The 19,509-nt window shown below is 74.0% G+C and carries 18 protein-coding genes; 10 read left to right on the forward strand and 8 right to left on the reverse strand.

Annotated elements, in window-relative coordinates:
• Positions 1–120: 120 nt before the first annotated feature.
• On the forward strand, positions 121–975 hold the full coding sequence (locus ACFP3R_RS28340; protein ID WP_380640146.1) for a class I SAM-dependent methyltransferase: 855 nt from the start codon (positions 121–123) through the stop codon (positions 973–975).
• 30 nt (positions 976–1,005) lie between these two features.
• Here ACFP3R_RS28340 and ACFP3R_RS28345 read toward each other — a convergent pair whose 3' ends face one another.
• The 3 genes from ACFP3R_RS28345 to ACFP3R_RS28355 all read right to left on the reverse strand — a co-directional run bounded on the left by ACFP3R_RS28345 (position 1,006) and on the right by ACFP3R_RS28355 (position 3,404).
• Positions 1,006–1,737 carry a class I SAM-dependent methyltransferase gene (locus tag ACFP3R_RS28345; protein ID WP_380640148.1) on the reverse strand — a complete coding sequence of 244 codons (732 nt, stop codon included), beginning with the start codon at positions 1,735–1,737 and terminating at the stop codon, positions 1,006–1,008.
• Between the two features lie 93 nt (positions 1,738–1,830).
• Positions 1,831–2,028, reverse strand: coding sequence for an MbtH family protein (locus tag ACFP3R_RS28350; RefSeq protein WP_380640150.1), 198 nt, complete (start codon positions 2,026–2,028; stop codon positions 1,831–1,833).
• 47 nt (positions 2,029–2,075) lie between these two features.
• Positions 2,076–3,404, reverse strand: a complete 1,329-nt coding sequence (locus tag ACFP3R_RS28355) for a lysine N(6)-hydroxylase/L-ornithine N(5)-oxygenase family protein (protein ID WP_380640152.1) — start codon at positions 3,402–3,404, stop codon at positions 2,076–2,078.
• A 140-nt stretch (positions 3,405–3,544) separates the two neighbouring features.
• On the opposite strand from ACFP3R_RS28355, the gene ACFP3R_RS28360 reads away from it, so the two are divergent.
• Positions 3,545–5,212 (forward strand): ABC transporter ATP-binding protein, encoded by a 1,668-nt coding sequence (locus ACFP3R_RS28360; protein WP_380640154.1) that lies wholly within the window; start codon positions 3,545–3,547, stop codon positions 5,210–5,212.
• Entirely contained in the window at positions 5,209–7,113 is a 1,905-nt protein-coding gene (locus tag ACFP3R_RS28365; protein ID WP_380640180.1) for an ABC transporter ATP-binding protein, read from the forward strand. Before ACFP3R_RS28360 ends, ACFP3R_RS28365 begins: the two co-directional genes overlap by 4 nt.
• Here the strand turns inward: ACFP3R_RS28365 and ACFP3R_RS28370 are convergent.
• Entirely contained in the window at positions 7,080–8,126 is a 1,047-nt protein-coding gene (locus ACFP3R_RS28370; protein WP_380640156.1) for a pectate lyase family protein, read from the reverse strand. The two genes, ACFP3R_RS28365 and ACFP3R_RS28370, sit on opposite strands and share 34 nt — an antisense overlap.
• A 373-nt stretch (positions 8,127–8,499) precedes the next feature.
• Between ACFP3R_RS28370 and ACFP3R_RS28375 the strand changes: the two genes are divergently transcribed.
• Positions 8,500–8,727 carry a hypothetical protein gene (locus ACFP3R_RS28375; RefSeq protein WP_380640158.1) on the forward strand — a complete coding sequence of 76 codons (228 nt, stop codon included), beginning with the start codon at positions 8,500–8,502 and terminating at the stop codon, positions 8,725–8,727.
• Here the strand turns inward: ACFP3R_RS28375 and ACFP3R_RS28380 are convergent.
• A complete protein-coding gene (locus ACFP3R_RS28380; RefSeq protein WP_380640160.1) occupies positions 8,696–9,682 on the reverse strand; it encodes a LacI family DNA-binding transcriptional regulator in 987 nt (328 codons plus the stop codon). The genes ACFP3R_RS28375 and ACFP3R_RS28380 overlap by 32 nt on opposite strands.
• A gap of 264 nt (positions 9,683–9,946) precedes the next feature.
• On the opposite strand from ACFP3R_RS28380, the gene ACFP3R_RS28385 reads away from it, so the two are divergent.
• From ACFP3R_RS28385 to ACFP3R_RS28405, 5 genes are all read left to right on the forward strand, one after another.
• The gene (locus ACFP3R_RS28385; protein ID WP_380640162.1) at positions 9,947–10,486 is read left to right on the forward strand and encodes an MOSC domain-containing protein; all 540 of its coding nucleotides are present in this window, start codon (positions 9,947–9,949) and stop codon (positions 10,484–10,486) included.
• A gap of 306 nt (positions 10,487–10,792) precedes the next feature.
• Entirely contained in the window at positions 10,793–11,188 is a 396-nt protein-coding gene (locus ACFP3R_RS28390; protein WP_380640164.1) for an SSI family serine proteinase inhibitor, read from the forward strand.
• A 177-nt stretch (positions 11,189–11,365) separates the two neighbouring features.
• A complete protein-coding gene (locus ACFP3R_RS28395) occupies positions 11,366–12,130 on the forward strand; it encodes a hypothetical protein (RefSeq protein WP_380640166.1) in 765 nt (254 codons plus the stop codon).
• Positions 12,117–12,617 carry a phage holin family protein gene (locus ACFP3R_RS28400; RefSeq protein ID WP_380640168.1) on the forward strand — a complete coding sequence of 167 codons (501 nt, stop codon included), beginning with the start codon at positions 12,117–12,119 and terminating at the stop codon, positions 12,615–12,617. Before ACFP3R_RS28395 ends, ACFP3R_RS28400 begins: the two co-directional genes overlap by 14 nt.
• A complete protein-coding gene (locus tag ACFP3R_RS28405) occupies positions 12,593–13,288 on the forward strand; it encodes a DUF3618 domain-containing protein (protein ID WP_380640170.1) in 696 nt (231 codons plus the stop codon). Before ACFP3R_RS28400 ends, ACFP3R_RS28405 begins: the two co-directional genes overlap by 25 nt.
• Before the next feature lie 162 nt (positions 13,289–13,450).
• Here the strand turns inward: ACFP3R_RS28405 and pcaD are convergent, their stop codons facing one another.
• From pcaD to ACFP3R_RS28420, 3 genes are all read right to left on the reverse strand, one after another.
• On the reverse strand, positions 13,451–14,206 hold the full coding sequence (gene pcaD / locus ACFP3R_RS28410; RefSeq protein WP_380640172.1) for a 3-oxoadipate enol-lactonase: 756 nt from the start codon (positions 14,204–14,206) through the stop codon (positions 13,451–13,453).
• Positions 14,203–15,564, reverse strand: coding sequence for a 3-carboxy-cis,cis-muconate cycloisomerase (pcaB, locus tag ACFP3R_RS28415; protein ID WP_380640174.1), 1,362 nt, complete (start codon positions 15,562–15,564; stop codon positions 14,203–14,205). The genes pcaD and pcaB overlap by 4 nt, the downstream gene beginning before the upstream one ends.
• Positions 15,565–15,831: 267 nt before the next feature.
• A complete protein-coding gene (locus tag ACFP3R_RS28420) occupies positions 15,832–17,223 on the reverse strand; it encodes a PP2C family protein-serine/threonine phosphatase (protein ID WP_380640176.1) in 1,392 nt (463 codons plus the stop codon).
• A 151-nt stretch (positions 17,224–17,374) separates the two neighbouring features.
• Between ACFP3R_RS28420 and ACFP3R_RS28425 the strand changes: the two genes are divergently transcribed.
• Positions 17,375–19,509, forward strand: a 2,135-nt coding sequence (locus tag ACFP3R_RS28425; RefSeq protein WP_380640182.1) for a HAMP domain-containing protein, incomplete at its 3' end; no start/stop codon positions are given.

Consider the following 19,509-nt stretch of genomic DNA (forward strand, 5'->3'; position numbering starts at 1 on the left):
CGGCCGAAACCGCCGGCGACCGAACCCGGCTGGGCGGGCCCCGTCCCGGGCGGCATCCTTTGGCGGGATCTTGGACGGCATCCTCCCGGGCGGGTCCCTCCCGGATGGCATCCTCCCGGGGTGGAGATCAGCGAAGCCCTCGACGCGTTGGCCGCCGGGCACGTCGACCTGGCCCGGGAAATCGCCCGCCGCGGCGACTCGCCGCTGGCTCGTGCGCTGGCCGAGCACCTCTCGACCGACCGGGGTCCCGGCGGGGTCTACGACCAGCCGGCGGCCTTCGAGGCGTTCGTCAACGGCGGCGGCAACACCGCGCTGTACGCGGCGGTCGTCGCGGCGCTGAGCGAGGTCTACGCCCGGACCCGCCCGACCACCCTGCTCGACATCGGGTGCGGCGACGGCCGGGCGCTGCGCCCCGCCCTCGCCGGCCCGCACGCCCCGGGCGCCGTCACGGTGGTCGAGCCCTCGGCCGCGCTGCTCGACGCGCTGGTGCGCGACCTGCCCGGCGTCACCGCGCACCGCACCCGGGTCGAGCCGTTCGCGGCGGGCCTGCCCGCCGACGCCGCGTTCGACGTCGTCCAGTCGACGTTCGCCCTGCACACCCTGTCGCACGAGGAGCGCGACGCGGTGCTGGCCGACCTCGCGCCGCACGTGGGCGTGCTCGCGGTGGTCGAGTTCGACGTGCCGGACGTGCCGCACGCGGGCCCGGCGCACCGCCGGTTCCTGGCCGAGACCTACGAGCGCGGCCTGGCCGAGTACGACGCCGACCGCGGACTGGTGGCGCAGGGTTTCCTGATGCCGGTGCTGACCGGGCAACTGGTGCCGGGCGCGGTGCGCGCCACCTGGGAGCAGCCGGCGGCGCGGTGGGTCGAGCAGGTCCGGCGCGCCGGCTTCACCGACGCGGTGGTCGAGCCGCTGCACGACTACTGGTCCTCGCCCGCCTTCCTGCTCACCGCGCGCGGGTCCGCCCGGGGGTGAGGTCGGGCCCGGCGCGGCTGCGGGGTGGGTTCAGGCCCGGCGCGCGATCACCAGGAGCTCACCGTCGGGCGCGCCGACGGGTTCGCGGTGCCGGCCGCCGTAGACCCGCTCAACGGAAAAACCGGTCGCGCGCAGCGATTCCCGCAACTCCTCCTCGCCGCGGAAGCGCATGGTGGCGGTGCCGGTCCGCTTCCCGTCCGGGAACTCGTAGTGGTGGGTGAACGACACCAGGCCGTCCGCCGCGGAGGTGACCTCGGTCCACTGGGGGACCTCCACGCCGTCCAGCACGACCACCCGGCGGCTGTCGACCGGGTTCCACGTTCCCCAGCGGCGGGCGCGCGGGTCGAAGGAGTCGAACGCCAGCCGCCCGCCCGGCACGAGCGCCCGGTGCAGGTCGGTCAGCACGGCCGCCCACTCCGCGTCGGTGACCAGGAACTGGGCGACGTGGGAGGTCATCACGGCCACGTCGAAGGCCGCGGCGGGCAGGTCGGCGGAGGTGCCCTCGACCCACGTCACCCGCTCGGCGCCCGGCTTGGCGCGGGCCAGGTCCAGCGAGGCCCGCGCCGGGTCCACCCCGGTGACGGCGTGCCCGGCGGCGGCCAGCCCGAGGGTGAGCCGGCCCGTGCCGCACCCGAGGTCGAGCACGCGGGCGTTCGGGGTTTCCCCGACCACGGAGCGGAAGAAGTCGTCGGGGGTGCTCCAGCCGTACTGGGCGTCGTAGAGCGGGATGATCCTGGGGTCGCGGAACTCGCCGTGGTGCACGGGCGAACCGTAGGGGGGCGCGTGGAACGGGGCCACCGGATTTGCCGGTGGCCCCGAACCCGACGGCTCCGCACCAGGCGGCCCCGAACCCGGTCAGCCGCGCAGGCTCAGCGGCCGCAGGTCGGTCCAGTGCTCCTCCACGTAGGCCAGGCACGCCTCCCGGGTGCCGGGGCCGAAGCGGGACGTCCAGCCGGTCGGGACCTCGGCGAACGCGGGCCACAGCGAGTGCTGCTCCTCGTCGTTGACCAGGACGTGGAAGCTGCCCTCGGCGTCGTCGAAGGGGTTGGTCACGGTTCTCTCCTCCGGTTGAACTCGGTTGTCCGCCGCGGAGCCGGTGCTCAGCTCGCGGGGGAGGCGCTGATCGCGAACTCCGGTGGCGCGGGAACGGTCGCGGCGCGGTGGTCGAGCACCGACCGGAGCACCTCACCCACCCGCACCGCGGTGTTGGACAGCAGGGACGACGAGATGCCGTGCGTGTGCTCGGTGCCGCCCTGGAGGTAGAGGCCGGCGGCCAGGTCGTCGCCGGCGTGCAGGCGGTAGTCGCGGCCCACGCGCAGCCGGCCCAGCTCGTCGCGGGCGCAGCGGCCGGCCAGCTCGCCGAGCAGGTCGGTCGGGTCGGCCTCGCGGTACCCGGTGGCGTAGACGACCGCGTCGGCGTCGAGCACCTCGCGCCGCCCGGTGGCCAGCGACTCCACCACGACCCGCAGGACCGGCCCGTCGTCGCGCAGCTCGGCCACGCGGGACAGGTTGAGCAGCCGCAGGCGCTGCGCGCCGAGCACCTTCTCGCGGTAGGCGCGCCGGTACAGCTCCTCGATCAGGTCGTGGTCGACCACCGCGTAGTTGGTGTTGGCGTGGTAGTCCATGAGCATCCGCTTGACGTGGTCGGGCGCGGCGAAGTAGTCGTCCACCGCGGCCGGGTCGAAGATCCGGTTGGCGAACGGGCTGTCGTCGGCCGGGCTGTAGCCGTAGCGGGCGAACACCGCGCACACCTCGGCGCGGGGGAACCGCTCGTGCAGGTGCGCGGTGACCTCCGCGCCGCTCTGCCCGGCGCCCACGACCACCAGGCGCCGCGGGTCGGTCAGCGACTCGACGCGGTGCAGGAAGTCCCGGTTGTGCCACACCCGCGCCGAGGGGCGCACGCCCTCGGGCAGCGCGGGCCGCAGGCCGGTGGCCAGCACCACGTTCCGGGCCCGGCGCACCTCGACCCCTCCCCCGGCGGTGCGGGAGGTGACGTCGAGGTGCGTCACCACGCCGCCCTCGGTCACCGGCTCGACCGCGACCACCTCGGTGCCGTAGGAGACCAGGTCGTCCACCCGGTCGGCGGCCCACTCGAAGTAGTCGTGGAACTCCACGCGCAGCGGGAAGAGGTTCTTGTGGTTGATGAAGTCGACCAGCCTGCCCTTGCCGTGCAGGTAGCTCAGGAACGAGAAGGTGCTGTTGGGGTTGCGCAACGTGACCAGGTCCTTGAGGAAGGACACCTGCATGGTCGCGTCGCCCAGCAGCATCCCCCGGTGCCAGCCGAACCCGGGCTGCCGCTCCAGGAAGTGCGCGGTCACCACGTCTTCGGCGGCCGCGGCCGCGTTGTGCTCGGTGACGGCGATCGCCAGGGCCAGGTTGGAGGGCCCGAAGCCGACGCCGAGGACGTCGAAGACCGGTGGTCGTGGCATGGCTGTCCCATCGGTACGACAACAGGGATGATCGAACTTTGGTTACCCTAACCTAAGTCCACGTGCCGCGGGAGTGATCCAGCCCTCTTCGGCCCTTAGGATAGCCTCGCCTGATCATCCAGCGGAAGGCAGTTCTCCGGGTGAAAACCATCCTCAGGGACACCGTGGCCGGGCAGTGGAGGACGGTGGTCTCCGCGTCGCTGCTGGGCGCCGGCCACCAGGCGGGCGAGGCCGCCGTGCCGCTGGTGATCGGCGCGGTCGTCGACGAGGCGGTGCGCACCGGCTCCGGCCGCCGGCTGGCCCTCTGGATCGGCGTGCTGGCGGTCGTGTTCCTCGTGCTGTCGCTCAGCGGGCGCCTCTCGATCCGGCTCGGCGAGCAGGGGTCGCACCGGGCCGCGCACGAGCTGCGCACCCGGCTGGCCGGGCGCGTGCTGGCCGCGGACGGCGGCGTCGGCGGCAGGCTGTCCGGCGAGCTGGCGAGCATCGCCACCGGCGACGCCCAGCGGGTCGGCCAGGTCAACCTCGCGCTGCCGACCGCCTTCGCCGCCCTGGCGGGCCTGCTGGTGGGCGCGGTGGCGCTGCTGCGCGTCTCGCTCGTGCTGGGCCTGCTGGTGCTCGTCGCCACGCCGCTGCTGCTGGTGCTGGCCCACTTCCTGGGCAAACCGCTCGAACGGCGCAGCGACGCCGAGCAGGACCGGGCCGCGCTCGCCTCCGGGGTCGCGGCCGACCTGGTCGCGGGGTTGCGGGCGCTCAAGGGCATCGGCGCGGAGGCCGCCGCCGCCCGGCGGTACCGGGAGACCAGCCGCTCGTCGATGGGCGCAGCGATCCGCGCCGCCCGGTCGCGGGCCTGGCTGGACGGCTCGATGCTGGCCATGACCGGCGTCTTCCTCGCGGTCGTGGCGCTGGTCGGCGGCCACCTGGCGGCGTCCGGCGCCATCACCGTGGGCGAGCTGGTGGCGGCGGTCGGGCTGGCGCAGTTCCTGCTGTGGCCGCTGTCGGTGTTCTCCTGGGTCACCGGCCTGCTCGCGCAGGGCCGCGCCTCGGCCGCGCGGATCGCGGAGGTGCTCGCCGCGCCACCGGCCGTGCCGCCCGGCTCCGCGCCGCTGCCCGTCCCGGTGCGCGGCCGGGTGGAGCTGTCGGGCGTGACCTCCGGGACGCTGCGCGGGGTGTCGCTGACCGCCGAGCCCGGTGAACTGCTGGGCGTGGTGGCCCGCGACCCGGCCGACGCGGTGTCGCTGCTGGCCGTGCTGGCGCGGGAGGTGGACCCCGAGGCGGGGTCGGTGGCGCTGGACGGCGTGCCGCTGGCGGACCTGGAGAACGCGGCGCTGCGGTCGGCCGTGCTGGTGGCCGCGCACGACGCGGACCTGTTCGAGGGAACGGTGCGGGAGAACGTGACGGCGGGCGGCGGGGATCGGGCCGGGGTGGAGGGGGCGATGGCCGCGGCGCGGGTCGACGACGTGGCGCGGGCCCTGCCCGACGGCCTGGACACCCCGGTCTCCGCGCGCGGCCGGTCGCTGTCCGGTGGCCAGCGGCAGCGGGTGGCGCTGGCCCGCGCGCTCGCCGCCGCGCCCCCGGTGCTGGTCGTGCACGACCCCACGACCGCGGTGGACGCGGTGACCGAGGTGTCGCTGGCCGCCGGGATCAAGCGGGTGCGGGCCGGGCTGACCACGATCGCGGTGGCCACCAGCCCCGCCCTGCTCACCGCGGCCGACCGGGTGGTGTTCCTGGTGGCCGGCGCCGTGGTCGCCTCGGGCGCGCACGCGGACCTGGTCGCCGACGAGGACTACCGACTGGCGGTGTTGAGCTGATGCGCGAACTGCTGGCGGTCGCGTCGGGCGCGCGGACCCGGGCCGCGGTCGGCGAGCTGCTGCACCCGCGCCGCGGCCCGGCCTGGACGGCGTTCCTGGTGCTGTTCGCGGGCACCGCGGCGGGCCTGCTCACCGCGCCCCTGCTGGGGCGGGTGGTGGACGTGGTCACCGGCGGGTCGGCCGACATCACCCGGCTGGTGGTGGCGCTGGCGCTGGTGGCCGTCGCGCAGGGCGTGGCCACGGCGTTCGGCACGTCCCTGGTGGCGCGGCTGGGCGAGGGCGTGCTCGCGGACCTGCGGGAGAGGTTCGTGGTGCACGCGCTGCACCTGCCGCTGGAGCGGGTGGAGGGGGCCGGCGCGGGCGACCTCACCTCGCGGGTGACGCGGGACGTGCAGGTGATCGCGGACGCGGTGCGCACCGCGCTGCCGGTGATGGCCCGGTCGGCGCTGACCATCGGGCTGACCGTGGTCGGCATCGCGGTGCTGGACTGGCGGTTCCTCCTGCCGGTGCTGCTGGCGCTGCCGATCCACGTGCACACGGTGCGCTGGTACGGCGGGCGGGCGGTGCGGCTGTACGCGGCGCAGCGCGTCGCGGTCGGGGCGCAGCAACAGCAGCTGCTGGACTCCATCGGCGGCGCGGCGACCGTGCGCGCGTTCGGGCTCGCCGACGAGCACGTGGCGCGGGTGCGGTCGCGGTCGGGCGAGGCGGTCGACCTGGCGCTGCGCGGGATCCGGCTGCTGACCTCGTTCTTCGGCCGGCTCAACCTGGCCGAGTTCATCGGCCTGGCGGGCGTGCTGGTGACCGGGTTCCTGCTGGTGGGCGGGGGTTCGGTGTCCGTGGGCACGGCGGCGGCGGCCGCGCTGTACTTCCACAACCTGTTCAACCCGGTGAACGCGGCGCTCGCGCTGGCGGACGACGTGCAGGCCGCCGGCGCGTCCCTGGCGCGGCTGGTGGGCGTGACCGACGAGCCCGTGCCGACGGCGGAGGGCCGGGTGCGGCCGGCGGACGCGTCCGTCCGGCTGACCGGGGTCGGGCACTCCTACGTGGACGGTCACCCGGCGCTCGCGGACGTGGACCTGGAGCTGGGCGCCGGTGAGCGGGTCGCCCTGGTCGGCGCGTCCGGCGCGGGCAAGACGACGCTGGCGAAGCTGATCGCGGGCGTGCACCGGCCCACCACCGGGGACATCGCCCTCGGCGGGGTGGAGCTGGCCTCGGCGGTGCGGTCGGTCGCGCTGATCACGCAGGAGGTGCACGTCTTCGCCGGGCCGCTGGCCGACGACCTGCGCCTGGCCCGGCCCGACGCCGCCGACGAGGACCTGCTGGCCGCGCTCGACCGCGTGGGCGCGCTGGGCTGGGTGCGCGCGCTGCCCTCGGGGACGGCGACCGTCGTCGGGGAGGGCGGGCACCGGCTGACCGTGGCGCAGGCGCAGCAGCTGGCCCTCGCGCGGCTCGTGCTGGCCGACCCGCCGGTGGCGATCCTGGACGAGGCGACCGCGGACGCGGGCAGCGCGGGCGCGCGGGAGCTGGAGGAGGCGGCGGCGCGGGCCCTGGACGGGAGGACCGGCCTGCTGGTCGCGCACCGCCTGACCCAGGCGGCCACGGCCGACCGCGTCGTGGTGGTGGAGGCAGGGCGGGTGGTGGAGAGCGGGACGCACGAACGGCTGTTGGCCGCGGGCGGGCGGTACGCGGCGCTGTGGGCGGCCTGGTCGGGCACGCGTGCCGGGCGGGGGCTCGGGGAGGGCGAGGCGCGGCGGCTCGGGGAGGGCGAGGCGCGGGGGCCCGGAGGGGTGAAGGTGCGGGTGCCCGGCGAGGATGAGGCGCGGCGGCCCGGAGGGGGCGAAGCGGCACCCCTCCGGGACGACCGGTCTCAGACCCCGATGTCGGGCCGAGGGCCCGCGTAGGCGCGCAGCAGCGCCGGGACGTCCGCGGCGGCGTCGAGGGTGTAGGCGTAGAAGGAGCGCGGGTCGAACGCGGAGCCACCCGTCTCCCGCCGGCCCGGCGAGTTGACCACGACGCTGCCGGACTGGCGCAGCTGCGCGGCGGCGTCCCGGTAGTACGGGTCCTTGACGTTGTCGAAGTAGCTGTTCTCCAGGACCATCCTGGTCGCGCCCCGGGCGTAGTTGCCGTAGGAGCGGACGTTCTGGAGGTGGTTGTTGTAGAGGTGGGCGTAGGCCACGTTGTCGGTGCTGGGGTTGCGCTGGTTGGTGTCGCGGATCCAGTTGTGGTGGATGGTCATGCGCGCGGTCACGTTCTCGGTCCACCCGATGCCGAACGACTTGTTGTTCTGCGCCAGCACGTTCCACGACACGGTCAGGTAGGACGTGTCCTTGCGGCTGTCGATCAGGCCGTCGTTCATCCGGGTGATGGTGTTGTGGTCGATCCACACGTGGTGCGCGCCGTCCAGCTGGATGCCGTCGTAGTCGAAGTCCTTGTCGTCCGGGTCGTCGGAGGCCATCAGGGTGTCGCGGATGGTGAGGTTGCGGATGATCACGTTGTTGACGCCGGTGCCGAGGAAGAAGCCGCCGTTGACGAGGTGGCCGCGGGTGCCGACGCCGACGATGGTCTTGTTCGAGGCGACCTTCACCTCGGTGCCGTAGGGGGTGGCGTTAACCGCGCCGTCGACCCTGATGACGTAGGGGGCGGCGGCCGTGGCGTAGCGGACGAGGTCGGCGAAGGTCGTGACGGTGACCGTGGCCCCGCCCGCGCCGCCGGTGGTGCCGCCCCCGGTGCCGGCGAACCCGTCCGCGGTGGCCGGCCAGGCGAGGGTGCGGGGCGGGCGGTCGTCTCCCCCGGTCGTGGGAACGGTCGCCTGGGCGGACGAGGCCACCACCGCCGAAGCCGCCACCGCCGAGGCCGCGGCCAGGGCCAGCAGTGCCTCTGCCGAACGCCGGAACACCCTTGATCGTGAGGCCACGCCGAACTCCTCTTCGTTGAGGTCAGTCGGATGTGAGCGCTAACACATGAATCCGGCAGTAGTTTTGTCAGGGTTTTGTCGAACTGTCAACCGAGGGCGCTGGTCGAATTCGTTCGACGGTCCCGCGGTGGCGAAATGGGCTGCTCCCGCAGAGCGGCGCCATCCTCCCCCGGTGACGCAGTCGCGAGAGCGTGGTTTAGGGCCGCACACGCACAACACGGTCAACGGCCCGGTGACGGGACCGTCCGTGCAGGCGAACTCGATTCCACGGCGGGATCCACTTCCACGTCGTGTCGCCGGCGGCGCCGGAAGGGTCGGGCTGGCCGGGGTCGCCGGGTGGGCGGCGTTCACCGGCAGCCCGTTCCGTCCGGTGATGGCCCGGGTGCTGGACAGGTGCACGCCGCGTCCCATCGCCGCCCAGCCCACCGCCCGCCTCGCGTTCGCGGCGTGCTTCCTGACGGCCGTCCTGTGCGCGGGCGTGGCCAAGGAGTTCCCGCGGCCGGCCCCCGGCACGGGCGGCACCCTGCCGCTCCTCGCCCTGCTGGTCTTCCTGTGCGTCCGGCTCGTGGTCAACCGGAACGGCGCACGACGAACTCCGTAGGCAGGACCACGGGCTCGGCGGGCGGGGTGGCGCCCTCCAGCCGCGACAGCAGCAGCCGCGCCGCGGCCTCGCCCATCCGCCGCATCGGCTGGCGCACCGTCGTCAGCTCGGCGTGCCCCGCGATGGGTATGTCGTCGAAGCCGACCACGGCCACGTCGTCCGGCACGCGGCGGCCCGCGGCGCTCAGCGCCTTCACCACGCCCAGCGCCGACAGGTCGTTGTGCGCGAACACCGCGTCGAACGGCAGCCCGGTGGCCATCAGCTTCTCCGTCGCCACGGCGCCGCGCTCGGTGGTGAAGTCGCCCTCCACCACCAGCCTCGGGTCGACGTGCACGCCCTGCCCGCCCAGGGCGTCGAGGAAACCGTCCAGCCGCTCCCGCACGCACCCGAAGTCGGCGGGCCCGGTCACCACGGCGAAGTGCCGGCGACCGGCGGAGACGAGGTGCCTGGCCGCCGCCCACGCGCCCTCCCGGTTGGTGGTGCCCACCGACGGGAACCCGGGCCTGCTCCCCCGGTCGTCGATCATCACCACCGGCAGGCCCTGGTCGTGCAGCGTCTCGATGTAGCTCAGGGTGTCCGGCGGCTCGATCACCAGCAGCCCGTCGAACGCCTTGGCCGACACGTGGCTGGCGAACTGCGCCAGCGACTCGGAGCCCCGGTTGACCGTGTAGAGCAGCAGCCCGTAGCCGTCGGACTCCAGTTCGTCCACCGCGCCCTGCACGACCTCGCCGGTCCACGGCCAGGTCAGCGACGGCACCAGCATCCCGACGGTGCGGGCGCGGCCGCGCGCGAGGCCGACGGCCCTGGCGCTGGGCACGTAGCCGACGTCCGCGATGACCTGCCGGACCCGCGCCGCGGTGGCCGCGTCCACGTCGGGTTTGCCGTTGAGCACGCGGGACACGGTCGCCTTGCTCACCTGGGCCCGTTGGGCGACTTCGGCGATCGTGACTCGCACGGTGCACTCCTCGACAGCGGCCTTGCGGAACCGGTACCGGAACCGGTTACAGGCACGCAGTCAACCGCCGGGGACACGCAGCGTCAAGAGCCTGTCACGCCAGTGTCGCGCAACCGGCGGGTGCCGGTAAGCCCGGAACACGATTCGAGTACAGGCGGTTACCCCATTCACACCTGTCGCGCGTAGGCCGATCAGCTCCACCACCGCCCCGGCCACGGCTTATCCCCGCGACCGCCGGGAGCCGTTCCCGTTAAGGTCGGCCGCATGGGGACCGTCGCGGCCGTGAGCCGGAGTGGGGAGTACACCTTCACCAAGCCCAACCAGGACGCCATCACGCTCGTCGCCGGTCTCGGCGTGGCGGGTGACGCGCACCAGGGGGTCACCGTCAAGCACCGGTCGCGGGTCGCGCGCGACCCGTCCCAGCCCAACCTGCGCCAGGTGCACCTGGTGCACGCCGAGCTGCACGACGAACTGGGCGCCAAGGGCTTCCCGGTGGACGCGGGGCAGCTCGGGGAGAACGTCACCACGCGCGGCGTCGACCTGCTGGGCCTGCCGACCGGGACCAGGCTGCGCCTGGGCGAGCACGCGGTGGTCGAGGTGACCGGCCTGCGCAACCCGTGCCCGCAGATCGAGGCGTTCCGCGCCGGCCTGCTCAAGGAGGTCGTGGGCCGCGACGAGGACGGGAACGTGGTGCGCCGCGCGGGCATCATGTCCGTCGTGCTGGTCGGCGGCGAGGTGCGTCCGGGCGACGGCATCCACGTCGAACTGCCGGATGGTCCGCACACCCCGCTTCGACCGGTCTGACCCCCGCGCGACCGGATAAACCGAGGACATCGGTGCGCGTGCGTGTTCCTCGCCTCATGCCCGGCCCGGCGGATCCACGGGCACGACCTCGTGCCGGACGGCGGGATCTCCGCCCTCCCCGCCCGGTGATCGAGGTGCCGACCGATCCCCGCCGAGCACTATTCGGAGCGACCGGGAATTCCACGCCAAAAGCCCAGGAAAAGCCCTGTCCAGAACTCCCGCGAAGAGACCGGCGACCACTACTGCATTGCGGTGACGTGGCAATTCGACCGAATACCCACCGCCCGATCGGGTCACCCATGGGCCATGCGACGAACTCGAACCCTCATGGCGTCCTTGTTCGCCTCGGGCCTGTTGGCCGCTCCGCTGGTCGGCGCGGGCACCGCGTCCGCCGCTCCGCCGGAGACCGACCTGCTGCTGGCCGTCTACCAGCAGGGAAGGGGTATCGACAGCACCCGGTTCAGCTGCGACCCGGCCACCGGCGAGCACGCCAGGGCGCAGACCGCCTGCGGTGAGATCGAGGCCGCGGGCGGGGATTTCGACCAGCTCGGCACGGGCGAGCCCGGTATTTGCACCTACGAGTACGACCCGGTGACCGTGGCCGCTTTCGGCGTCTACCGCGGTGAACCGGTGGAGTACGTCGAGGAGTTCCCGAACCGCTGCGTGATGGAGAACGAGACCGGAACCGTTTTCTCGTTCTGACCCCCGCGTTGCCGCTCGCCCCGGAATAACCCGCAGCCCCGCGCCCGTACCCCGGGCGCGGGGCTCTCCCACTTTCCGCCGGAAAGATCTTTGCCATGGTGAAGTTGATTAGGCGGGCGCGACCTGGGTAGGTCATGGGGCGAGAACGAGCAACACGCCGACCGTGAGGAGTCAGTCGTGGCCGAGAACCAGGTGGGCGCGGTCCGCGAGACCGCCGAACAGGAAGGCACCGCCGTGGCGCGGCACGCCAGGCAGGCCGCCGGAGAGGTGGGCGCTACCGCACGCGAGCAGGTCGGCCAGGTGGCCCAGGAGGCCAAGGGCCAGGCCAAGCACGTCGTGCACAACGTGCGCGAGCGCGTCGCCGGCGAGGCGGAGCAGCAGGCGCAGCGCGTGTCGAAGCAGATCAACCGCATCGCCGACGAGCTCCACTCGATGGCCGAGAACTCTGGTTCCGACTCGATGACCGCGCCGGCCCTGCGCCAGGTCGCGGAGAGCGGCAGGCAGGCGGCCCGGTTCCTCGACGAGCGGGGCGCGCAGGGGCTGCTGACCTCGGCCCAGGACTACGCGCGGCGCAAGCCGGGCACCTTCCTGATCGGCGCGGCCGTGGCCGGTTTCCTGGTCGCCCGCGTCGCCAAGAGCGTGAGCGGCTCGAACGGCCAGCCGCAGGACCACCGCCCGCAGCAGGGCTACCTGGCGAGCGACCACACCACGCCGCTGCCCACCACCCCGCAGCTGCCGCAGGAGCCCGACTTCAGCACCCCGGCCCCGCGCACCGGCGTGGACGTGCCGGGCACCGGCTACCCCTCGGACACCGGCTACCCCACCGGCACCCAGTACCCGAGCGGTGGCACCCACCAGGCGGGCGCCGGCGGCCGGCCGGGTTCGCCGAGCCAGGCGGGTGGCGTCTACGACCCGGAGGGCAGCACGTATGTCCAGCGCTGAGACCGCCGGTAGCGCCTTCGCCGCCGGCGTCCCAGGAACCTCGGGGAACACCTATCCCCCCGCCGGCACCGGCGACGTCCCGTACCCGCGCATCGACGCGCCCGAGGACGACCAGTCGTCGCTGGGCGAGCTGATCGGCGAGCTGACCCAGGACCTGTCGAAGCTGATGCGCCAGGAGCTGGAGCTGGCCAAGGCGGAGATCCGGGAGGAGGCGTCGAAGGCGGGCAAGGCCGCCGGGATGCTCAGCGCCGCCGGGTTCGCGGGCTACATGACCGTCGTGCTGCTGAGCCTGGCCCTCGTCTTCGCCCTCGGCGCGATCATGCCGCTGGGCTGGGCGGCCCTCATCGTCGCCGCCCTGTGGGGGATCGCCGGGTTCGCCCTGTTCTCCACCGGTCGCGCGCGCTTGAAGCACGTGTCGCCCAAGCCGGAACGCACCATCGAAACCCTCAAGGAGGACGCGGAATGGGCCCGACACCCGACCAAATAAGGCACGACATCGACCGCACCCGTGCCGAGCTGGTCGCCGACGCCAACCGCATCGTCGACCACACCAGGCCGCGCAACATCGCGCAGCGCCGGGTGAACCGGGTCCGGGACGGCCTGACGACCATGAGGGAGCGAGTGATGGGCACGATGCCCGACACCACGACCGTGCAGAACCGGACGTCCGACATGGCCTCGACGGTCGGCGACCGGACCAAGGACGCCGCGTCCACCGTGGGCGACAAGGCGCAGGGGGCCGCGCACGCCGTGGCGCAGACCGCGCAGCAGGCCGGTCAGGCCGTGCAGCAGGCGCCGCAGGTGGCCCGGCAGCAGGCGCGGGGCAACCCGCTGGCCGCGGGCCTCATCGCGTTCGGCGCCGGCGCGCTCGTCGCCGCGCTCCTGCCCGCGACGCGGGCGGAGGAGGACGCGGTGCGCCAGCTCGGCGAGCGCGCGAGCGACGTGGTGGAGCCGGTGAAGGAAGCGCTCACCGAGTCCGCGCAGAAGATCAAGGAGGACGCCACCTCGGCCGTCACCGACGCGGCGAACGAGGTGAAGCAGACCGCGCAGCAGGCGGCGCAGACAACGGCCGAGCAGGCCAAGGGCTCGGCGCAGGAGGTCGGTGACCACGCCCGCGAGTCCGGTCAGCAGGTCAAGCAGGAGACCCGCAACCAGTAAACGGCCCATGTGGTGCGAGGGGTGGCGCTCCGGCGCCACCCCTCGGGGCTTTCCGGGAAGAACCCCCCGGGGCACCTCCCCGGGGGCGAACCTCCCGAGGTGGATCTCCTGGGGCGAACCTCCCGAGGTGAACCTCCCGGGACGAACCTCCCGGGGCGAACCTCAACCCCCCAGGTGCGCGTCCATGATCGCCGAGACCTCCCCGGCCGCCTCGACGACCGCCAGGTGCGCCCCCCGCACCAGGTGGAACGACGCGCCGGGGATCGCCTCCGCCACCGCCCACCCGCTGTGCGGCGGCGTGACCTCGTCGTAGACCCCCGCGACCACGGCGGTCGGCGCCTCGATCGCGGGCAGCACCGACCTCAGGTCCAGCGCGGACAACGCGTCGCAGCACCCCGCGAAACCCTCGTCGTCCACTGTGGACACACCAACCGCAAACGCCGACACCACCTCCGGGCACCGCGACGCGAACTCACCGGTGAACCAGTGCCGCGCCACCGAGGTCGCGACGGCCCCCGTGCCGCACGCCCGCACCTCGGCGGCCCGGTCGAGCCACGGCTGGGCGGTCGGGGACAGCGCCACCGCGCAGCACAGCACCAACCGCTCGATGCGCTCGGGCGCGTGCCCGGCCAACCACATGCCGACCATGCCGCCCAGCGACACCCCGCAGTAGGACACGCGCGGCAGGTCCAGCGCGTCCAGCAGCTCCAGCACGTCGTCGGCCAGGTCGTCGATCCGGTACGGACCCGGCGCGGTCGGGCTGCCGCCGTGGCCGCGGTGGTCGTAGCGCAGCACCCGGAACCGCCGGTGCAGCACCGGCAGGTGCGCCTCCCACAGCGCGGTGGTGGTGCCCAGCGAGTTGCCCAGCACGACCACGGGCGCGTCCGGCGGCCCGCTCAACTCGTGGTGCAGCTTCACGGTCTGCCCCTCCCCCGGTGGGCGGCCAGCGCGCGGTCGACGAACTCCCCCGCGGAGCCGACGTAGCCCGCCGGGTCCAGGGCGTCGTCGACCTCCTTCTCCGTCAACCCGATCCGCAGGTCGGCCAGCAGCGCCTCGCGCAGCGTGCGGCCCGAGCCCACCGCGGTCCGGCACACCTCCGCCACCAGGTCCTGCGCCTCGGCGCGGCCGACCGCGGCGGCCAGCCGCACGGCCACGTTCTCGGCCATCAGCAGGCCCCCGGTCAGCTCCAGGTTGCGGCGCATCCGCGCGGTGTCCACCCGCAGCCTCGCCAGCAGCTCGCGCGTGCCCCGCACCGCGCCGCCGACCAGCCGCAGCAGCTCGGTCACCGTCTGCCACTCGCCGTGCCAGGCGCCGGCGGCCCGCTCGTGCTCCTGGGCCATCCCGGACAGCAGCGTGGACACCAGGCCGGGCACGCGCCGCGCGCACGCCGTGACCAGCACCGCGCGCACCGGGTTCCGCTTGTGGGGCATGGCCGACGAGGTGCCGCCGTCGGCCTCGGCCACCTCCGCGACCTCGGTCTGCGCGAGCAGCACCACGTCCTGCGCGATCTTGCCCAGCACGCCCGCCGCCTCGCCCAGCGCGCCCGCCAGCTCCGCCACCCTGGTCCGGTTGGTGTGCCAGGGGACCAGCGGCGCGACCAGGCCCAGCTCCGCGGCCAGCTCGTCGGTCAGCCGGGCGCCCGGGTCCGCCACGGCGGCCAGCGTGCCCGCCGCGCCGCCGAACTGCACGGCCAGCCGGTGGGCGCGCACCCGGACCAGCGCGTGCTCGGCCTCGTCGACCGCGACCAGCCACCCGGCGCACTTGAGCCCGAACGTGGTGGGCAGCGCGTGCTGGGCCAGGGTGCGGCCGGCGATCAGGGTGTCCCGGTGGCGCTCGGCGAGCCGTTCGCACTCGGCGGCCACGCCGCGCAGCCCCGCCAGGAGCGGTCCCAGCGCCCGGTGCGCGACCAGCGACATCGCGGTGTCCAGCACGTCCTGGCTGGTGGCGCCGTTGTGCACGGCGGCGCGGCCCTCGGGGGTGACGTGGGCGGAGATCGCCCGCACCAGCGGCACCACCGGGGTGCCCGAGATCAGGGCGCCCTCGCCGAGGGCCACCGGGTCGTAGTGCCCGACGTCGATGGCGGTGACCACCATCCGGGCCGCTTCCTCGGGCACCAGGCCCGCGCGGGCCTGGACGATGGCCAGCGCGCGCTCGAAGTCCAGCATGGCCCGCAGCCATGCCCGGTCGCAGATCTCGGCCTCCACGTCCGGGTCTGTGAACAGCGGGCCCCACAGTGAGCGGGCGCTGTGCTCAGAGGTCGAAGACGACGGTTTCATGCTCCCCTTGCGGTTCGGTGTCGAAGCTGCGGCCCCCTGGTCTGGAGGTGCTCCGGCGGAACCACGGGAAATCCTTCCACCGCAGCGGGCTTTTCGGGTCGTCGGGGTGGGTGAACCCGACGGGGTGGCGGTGCTGCGCCGTTCAGCGGCCGGCACCCGGCGGACGCCGCCGTCCCGGTCCCGACCGCGGGGAACGCTATTGATCACCACGAGCCGGGGCAACGGGCCTTCCGCTCACCGGAAGCCCGGTTGGCCGGGGTCGCGGCCTCAGACCTCCGCCTGCACCACCACCATGGTCAGGTCGTCGTGCTCGGCCGTGCCCAGCCAGCCGAACACGAGCTCCCGCAGGTGCTCGGCCACCCGGTCGGCGGCGAGGCCCGCGCAGCCGGACAGCGCCGACTTCAGCCGGGTGTCGCCGAACAGCTCCTGCCGGTCGCCGTCCTTGCGCGCCTCGGTCACCCCGTCGCTGTAGAGCAGGAGGGTCTCCCCCGGCGCGAGCACCACCGTGGTCTGGTGGAACCGCACCTCCGGGAGCACGCCCACGATCCCGCCGTGCACCGCGACCTCGTCCACCCGGCCGTCGGCGCGCAGCACGAGCGGCGCGGGGTGGCCGCCCGCGGCGAGGGTCAGCCGCAGGCCGCCCGCCTGCACCGGCATCATCGTGCCGACCACCAGCGTGGTGAACAGCCTGCTGCCCGCCGCCCGCAGCGCGGCGTTGAGCAGGTGCAGCAGTTGCGCGGGCCGCTGCTCGACCAGCAGCAGCGTGTGCAGGCTCTGCCGGACCCGGCCGCTCTGCGCGGCCGCCTCGACCCCGTTGCCCGCCACGTCGCCCAGCACGAACGCCGCGCTGCCGTCCTCGCGCGGGTGCACGTCGTAGAAGTCGCCGCCCACCAGCGCCTCGGCGTGCGCCGGCTCGTACACGCGCGCCAGCCGCACCCCGGGCACCTCCGGCAGCGGCGACGGCAGCAGGTTGGCCCGCAGCGCCGCCACGGTCCGCTCCTGCTCCGCGAACCGGTTGCCGGCCGCCACCGCCACCGCGGCCCGCTCGGCGTACCGCTTGAGCAGCTCCAGGTCCCGCGGGCCCCCGAAGCACACCAGCGCGCCGCCCGCGATCAGCGGCACCGCCAGGCCCAGCCCCGACACGCCCCACGGACCCTCACCCGAAGTGGTGACATCGGCGTGCTCGGCCTCGCCGTTCAGCACCGCGGCGAGACCCGCCGCGCCGGCGGCCGCCTGCCGGGGCGTGCGGGTGGACGCGATGTCGCCGTCGGGCGTGCGCCGCCACCACTCCAGCCGCCCGCGCGGACCGGGCAGCACCGCGACGGCGTGCTCGGCCGGCGCCAGCTCGACCACCGTGCTCAGCGCGGCGGCCCGGTCGGTGAACAGGGTGAACCGCTGCCCGGCCCGGTCCAGAAAGTCCTCGGCGCCCCGGTACCAGGCGGTCCAGCCGCCACCGAGGTCCTGCCGGCGGCCGTGCGGCTGGGGCAGCACCGCCCCTGGCCGCGCGTCGGGGAACAGCACGGCCGCGAGGGGGTTGACCAGGCGCACGACGGCATCCGGGTCGAGCACGACCACGGCCTCGTGGAAGCCGTCGACGAGACGGCGCCACGCGGCGAGGTCGAGGCCCGTATCGGCGCCTTGCCGGTAGCCCTGGGCCATCGCGGCTCCTGTGTGTCGGGTTCGACCCAACCTATCGGACAAGTCGCCCCCAACAGTGGCAGGCTTGGCGCAGTTCCGCTGACACAGGAGGCTCTACGTGACGACCGTTCAGGACGACACGGACGTGACCCTGACCCGCCTGCTCTCGGCCATGAGGGAGATGAGGGACGGCAACTTCCGCCGCCGCCTCGTGGTGCCCAAGGGGGACGCGCAGCGCGGTGGGGTGGGCGCGGAGCTGGCCGAGGTGTTCAACGAGATCGCCGAGCGCAACCAGTGGCTCGTCGGCGAGCTGACGCGGGTTCGGCAGTCCGTCGGCCAGGAGGGCAGGCTCGACGAGCGGCTGGCCCCCAGCACCGGCGACGGCGGCTGGGTGCTGGCCGCCGACGCGGTGAACGACCTGATCGACGACCTGACCCGGCCGACCGCCGAGCTGAGCCGCGTGCTCGCCGCGGTCGCCGAGGGCGACCTGTCGCAGGAGATCGTGGTCGAGGCGCGCGGCGAGGTCGCGGCGCTGGTGGAGAGCTTCAACTCGATGACCGCCACGCTGCGGACCTTCGCGGGCGAGGTCACCCGGGTCGCCCGCGAGGTCGGCACCGAGGGCAGGCTCGGCGGGCAGGCCCAGGTGCCGGGCGTCGCGGGCACCTGGCGCGACCTGACCGACTCGGTCAACTTCATGGCCGACAACCTCACCAAGCAGGTGCGCGACATCGCCCAGGTCGCCACCGCCGTCGCCCAGGGCGACCTGACGCAGAAGATCACCGTGACGGTCGCGGGCGAGATGCTGGAGCTGAAGAACACCGTCAACACCATGGTCGACCAGCTGTCCTCGTTCGCCGACGAGGTCACCCGCGTGGCCCGCGAGGTCGGCACCGACGGACGCCTGGGCGGCCAGGCCCAGGTCACCGGGGTGGCGGGCACCTGGCGCGACCTCACCGACAACGTGAACTTCATGGCGAACAACCTGACCAGCCAGGTCCGCAACATCGCCCAGGTCGCCACGGCCGTCGCCCAGGGCGACCTGTCCCAGAAGATCACCGTCGACGCCCGCGGCGAGATCCTGGAGCTGAAGACCACGATCAACACGATGGTCGACCAGCTCTCGGCCTTCGCCCAGGAGGTCACCCGAGTAGCCCGGGAAGTCGGCACCGACGGACGACTGGGCGGCCAAGCCCAGGTACCCGGCGTCGCCGGCACCTGGCGCGACCTCACCGACTCCGTCAACTTCATGGCCGGCAACCTCACCAGCCAGGTCCGCAACATCGCCCAGGTGACCACCGCCGTCGCCCAGGGCGACCTGTCCCAGAAGATCGACGTGGACGCGCGCGGCGAGATCCTCCAGCTCAAGACCACCATCAACACCATGGTGGACCAGCTGTCCTCGTTCGCGGCCGAGGTCACCCGCGTCGCCCGCGAGGTCGGCAGCGACGGACGACTGGGCGGCCAGGCCCAGGTGCCCGGCGTCGCCGGCACCTGGCGCGACCTCACCGACTCCGTCAACTTCATGGCCGGCAACCTCACCAGCCAGGTCCGCAACATCGCCCAGGTCGCCACGGCCGTGGCGCGGGGCGACCTGTCCCAGAAGATCACCGTGAACGCGCGCGGCGAGATCCTGGAGCTGAAGTCGACCATCAACACCATGGTCGACCAGCTCTCGGCCTTCGCCCAGGAGGTCACCCGCGTCGCCCGCGAGGTCGGCACCGACGGACGACTGGGCGGCCAAGCCCAGGTGCCCGGCGTCGCCGGCACCTGGCGCGACCTCACCGACTCCGTCAACTTCATGGCGAACAACCTCACCGCCCAGGTGCGGTCGATCGCCCAGGTGACCACCGCCGTGGCGCTCGGCGACCTGACGCAGAAGATCACCGTCGACGCGCGCGGCGAGATCCTGGAGCTGAAGTCGACCATCAACACCATGGTCGACCAGCTCTCGGCCTTCGCCGACGAGGTCACCCGCGTCGCCCGCGAGGTCGGCACCGACGGACGACTGGGCGGCCAGGCGCGGGTGCCGGGCGTCGCGGGCACCTGGAAGGGCCTGACCGACAACGTCAACGTCATGGCCGACAACCTCTCCACGCAGGTGAGGTCGATCGCGGAGGTCGCCACCGCGGTGGCCCGGGGCGACCTGTCCCAGAAGATCACCGTCGACGCCAAGGGCGAGGTCGCCGCGCTCGCCGGCGTGATCAACGGCATGGTGGACACGCTGCGCGCCTTCGCCGACGAGGTCACCCGGGTGGCCCGTGAGGTGGGCACCGAGGGCATCCTGGGTGGTCAGGCGCGGGTGCCCAA

The sequence above is a fragment of the Saccharothrix lopnurensis genome, from assembly GCF_042658445.1.
Taxonomy (GTDB): Bacteria; Actinomycetota; Actinomycetes; order Mycobacteriales; family Pseudonocardiaceae; genus Actinosynnema; species Actinosynnema lopnurensis.